At 48.0% G+C, this 4293-nt stretch carries 3 protein-coding genes; all 3 read right to left on the minus strand.

All coding sequences use genetic code 11. The features are described from left to right. Positions 1-173: 173 nt before the first annotated feature. Entirely contained in the window at positions 174-2114 is a 1941-nt protein-coding gene (dnaK, locus tag J4G07_20930; protein ID MCE2416451.1) for a molecular chaperone DnaK, read from the minus strand. A gap of 412 nt (positions 2115-2526) precedes the next feature. Beyond that, a complete protein-coding gene (locus tag J4G07_20935) occupies positions 2527-3333 on the minus strand; it encodes a LamG domain-containing protein (GenBank protein MCE2416452.1) in 807 nt (268 codons plus the stop codon). A gap of 145 nt (positions 3334-3478) precedes the next feature. Further along, complete coding sequence (locus J4G07_20940) at positions 3479-4201, minus strand: phytanoyl-CoA dioxygenase family protein (protein ID MCE2416453.1); 723 nt, start codon at positions 4199-4201, stop codon at positions 3479-3481. Between the last annotated feature and the right edge of the window lie 92 nt (positions 4202-4293).

Here is a 4293-nt window from a genome sequence, read left to right on the forward strand (position 1 = left end):
ATACTACCTTTCGCAAACTCAAAGAGGCTACTGAAAACTCCCTAAATTGACACCTATGGTGCGGTTAGAAACCGCACCTACCGGCGGATGTTCAGATATTTTCAGGCTTTATTATCAAACCGTTGTAAGGACAACTTCAGTGTCACACAACTGTAACAGTCCCCCGCGTATTCCTACTTCTGATCCTTTTTCTCGTCCTCGTCAACGACTTCATATTCAGCATCAACGACATCGCTGTCAGCGGCATCAGTTGTGGTTTCAGCAGCAGAGGGATCTCCTGCAGCAGTTCCTGGATCTGCACTGGCATCGGCTGTCTGCTGGTACATCTGCGCAGATACCTCGTGCCAGACCTGCGTCAATTCCTCTGTCGAGGATTGAATCTCAGCATGGTTGTCGGCTTCTAATGCCTGCTTGACACGGGCAACAGCGGCGTTCACTTTCTCCTTAGAGGCATCGTCTACCTTGTCCCCGAACTCGTTCAGGTTCTTCTCAGTCTCGTAGACCATAGAATCCGCACGGTTGCGAGTCTCAACTTCCTCCCGTTTCTGCTTATCTTCTTCGGCGTGTGTCTCTGCATCTTTCACCATCTGATCGATTTCAGCATCACTAAGTCCGGAAGACGCGGTAATGGTAATCTTTTGCTCTTTACCGGTTGCAGTATCCTTAGCAGATACGTTGAGGATGCCGTTTGCGTCAATATCGAACGTCACTTCAATCTGCGGGACACCTCTCGGAGCCGGAGGCAACTCGCTCAAATGGAAGCGTCCGATGGTTTTGTTGTAAACCGCCTGTTCGCGTTCACCTTGGAGGACATGCACATCAACGGATGTCTGATTATTCGCAGACGTCGTGAAGACATTCGATTTCTTCGTAGGAATTGTGGTATTCCTGTCAATCAACCGGGTGAACATTCCACCGAGTGTCTCAATCCCAAGTGAGAGCGGTGTGACATCCAACAAAAGAATATCTTTGACCTCTTCGTCCCCAGCAAGCACACCGCCTTGGATTGCAGCCCCGATTGCGACGACTTCATCCGGATTGACCCCCTTGTGTGGTTCTTTACCGAAGAGTTGTTGCACGGCTTCTTGCACCTTAGGCATGCGTGTCTGTCCACCGACGAGGATTACTTCATCAATATCGGAGGCTTGCATTTCAGCGTCCAGAAGAGCCTGTTGACACGGCTCAAGCGATCGTTGGATGAGGCTATCTGTAATCTGCTCGAGTTTTGCGCGAGTGAGCGTCAAGTTAAGATGTTTCGGTCCACTGGCATCACTGGTAATAAAAGGCAGATTAATCTCAGTCTGTTGCGTGCTGGAAAGTTCACATTTGGCGGTTTCTGCTCCTTCTTTCAAGCGTTGCAGTGCCATCGGATCGCTGCGGAGATCGATCCCTTGGCTACTGAGGAATTCTTGCGCCATCCAGTCAATAATCGCCTGATCGAAGTCATCACCACCGAGGTGTGTATCCCCATTGGTACTTTTCACCTCGAAAACGCCATCTCCAATTTCCAGAATAGAGATGTCAAATGTGCCGCCACCGAGGTCATAAACTGCGATCTTTTTATCGCCTTCGTTCTGCAACCCGTAAGCGAGGGATGCGGCGGTCGGTTCGTTGATAATCCGCTCCACCTCTAACCCTGCGATTCTCCCTGCATCGGCTGTCGCCTGACGTTGAGCATCGTTGAAGTAGGCGGGAACGGTAATCACCGCTTTCGTGACTTCCTCTCCGAGGTATGCCTCGGCGGTTTCTTTCATTTTCCGCAAAACCATAGCGGAGATTTCGGGCGGCGAGTAAGTCTTACCGTCAATATTGACAGCGACATCGCCATCTTTATCTGCTTTTAATTCGTAAGACACACGGGAGGCATCGTCACCAATCTCGTTATATTTTCGTCCCATAAACCTTTTAATCGAAAAGATTGTATTTTGTGGGTTCGTGATCGCTTGTCTTTTTGCAACCAGTCCAACAGGACGTTCACCTTCGCTGGTGAAACCGACAATGGATGGCGTTGTCCGGTTTCCCTCGGTATTTTCAATCACTTTGGCATCGCCGCTCTCCAAAACAGCCACACATGAATTTGTTGTCCCTAAATCAATTCCAATGACTTTACTCATTTCTGATTCTCCTTTGTGTAAATATGGTAGATTTCAGAATTAATCACAAACTAACAATATATACTACAAATACGTCTATTTATTTTTAAGTTTTACCATAGCAGGATGTTTTCAAATATTGGTTAATGTGGGTGTGCAATATTTTGTCTAAACTTTATACAAATGTCGCCCCTACGGGGCTTAGGCTTGTTGGGGAAGCATTTCTACAGAGATGCCACCCCTACGGGGTTGAAGAAATAACAAAAACTTTACACACCCGTTAGCGTTCTTGGAGTTATTGGCACAAACTAACACTTTATGCTACAGAATAGTGTGCAATATTTATGCCAATCGTAATCGTTTGAAATAGTGGAATTTCCCATGGATTGTCTGCCAAATTGGCACAGTCCTAAAAGGGTTGTGATTGCATCTGTCAATTTGACCCATCGCGCACACCATATCTCTGTTTGAGAAGTCCCCATGTTGTGGGTAATTTTTCATCGGGTTCAACAGCTAAAATCTCTTGGATGCCACCCTGAATCTCTTTAATTTCATTTTGCGAAAGCCCACGGTTAAAGAGCGCGAACTCATCAATAACACCGTTATAGTAGCGATTGAGAGCCGGTGGTTCCTCAGTGCCGAGCATAAGCGGTGCATCGATCGGCACCAGCTTGTCGCCTGTCTTCGGGTAATCTATCAGGACCTCACCATCAAGATAGATCGTCCACCATTTTCCAGTCTGAAATGAAACAGCAACGTGCTGCCATGTGTCTTTGACCACATCACGAGGACTCTGTGCTGGCACGTTACGTCCCCCTGTCAACTTCCACCCCATCCATATAAAACCGTCCGGATGGAGTAGCACCTCGAAAAACTCTTGAACATCAGGTCCCTTCGCCGCTATCAGTTGCCATGTACCGGGTCCCGCCTTCAAAGTCGGTAGAATCCAAGCGGCAATCGTAATGCCATCGGTAAACTCAAACGCATCGGAATGTTCAACCCGAACAATTCCATCTTTGCCACCGAAATCCACCGCTTTCCCGAATTTACCATCGGTCCACGAGGTATCGCCCTCTAATTTCCCATCCTGTCCGTTACCAGAGAGATCCGCAACGGTTTTACCAGTATTCTCTTCAAAAGCAAAATAGACGACCAAACCCTCGAGTTCGGCGGCTGTGCCGGTACTTTGGAAACCCGCTATCAGATACACAGCACACAGACAAGTTACAAATTTACGCATGAGTGTCCTCCAATTCATATAGGGGTTAGTTTGTTAAGCCTGTTACGGCACACGGAGTGTGCCTACTACTTTTAAGCGAACTCACGTTAAGTAATACGGGCGGATGTCAAGAACACCCGCCCGTTAAACACTTACACATATCTCTCTAAGCAAACGGGAATGTCCCTTGATATCCGCGCGGACGCGAGACATGCCACACGCCTTCATACATCGGTGTCACCTGATAATGACACACGACATTGCTCCGCTCCATATCGTCGCGCTCTTTGGCACCTTGGTGTGGAATGTGATTGATAAACAGGACACAATCGCCAGCCTTTGGATATAGGATAACATGTTCTTGTGCGTCACACCACGCCTCGAATTTAGGGCGATCCAACGGATAGAGATACGGGGGTTCTGAGAGATGCCCGCCTTTGATAAACTTGAGGTGTCCCTCACCGGGATCGTTGTCTTGGAAGTAGAAGGTGGTGTTAATACCGACAGGTGCCATCGCGAACGGATGTTCCTCAACATACCGCTTTTCCTGCCAATAGCCGTAAAAATCCATGTGCCATTCTTGGAGATACGGACCCGGATTGATGTGTGCGCGTAGACTCCGAAGCTGACACTGTTTGCCCATCAAACCCTCAAGATACGGACGGACACTCGAATGCCCAACAAGCGATTGGTATGTATCTGGTTCCCGATCAAGGAGCGTATCGAACCACATGTTGCCGACAGCGTTCAAGCCTTCCTCCCAGCCCTCTTCCCGTGCATAATTGATGCGTTGACGGATATTTTCTGTCTCATCAGGGGACAACGCACCCTCTATCAAAACGAAACCTTGTTGTTGCAGTTGTGCGAGTTTATCCTTCATGTCTGCCATTTTCTCATCTCCTTTTTTTAATTATACCTTGCGGAGAAACGACGTGGATTAGAACTTTCGCAGCACTCGCTTATATCCGTCCTCCACTTCGT

The sequence above is a fragment of the Candidatus Poribacteria bacterium genome (genome assembly GCA_021295715.1).
Taxonomy (GTDB): Bacteria; Poribacteria; WGA-4E; order WGA-4E; family WGA-3G; genus WGA-3G.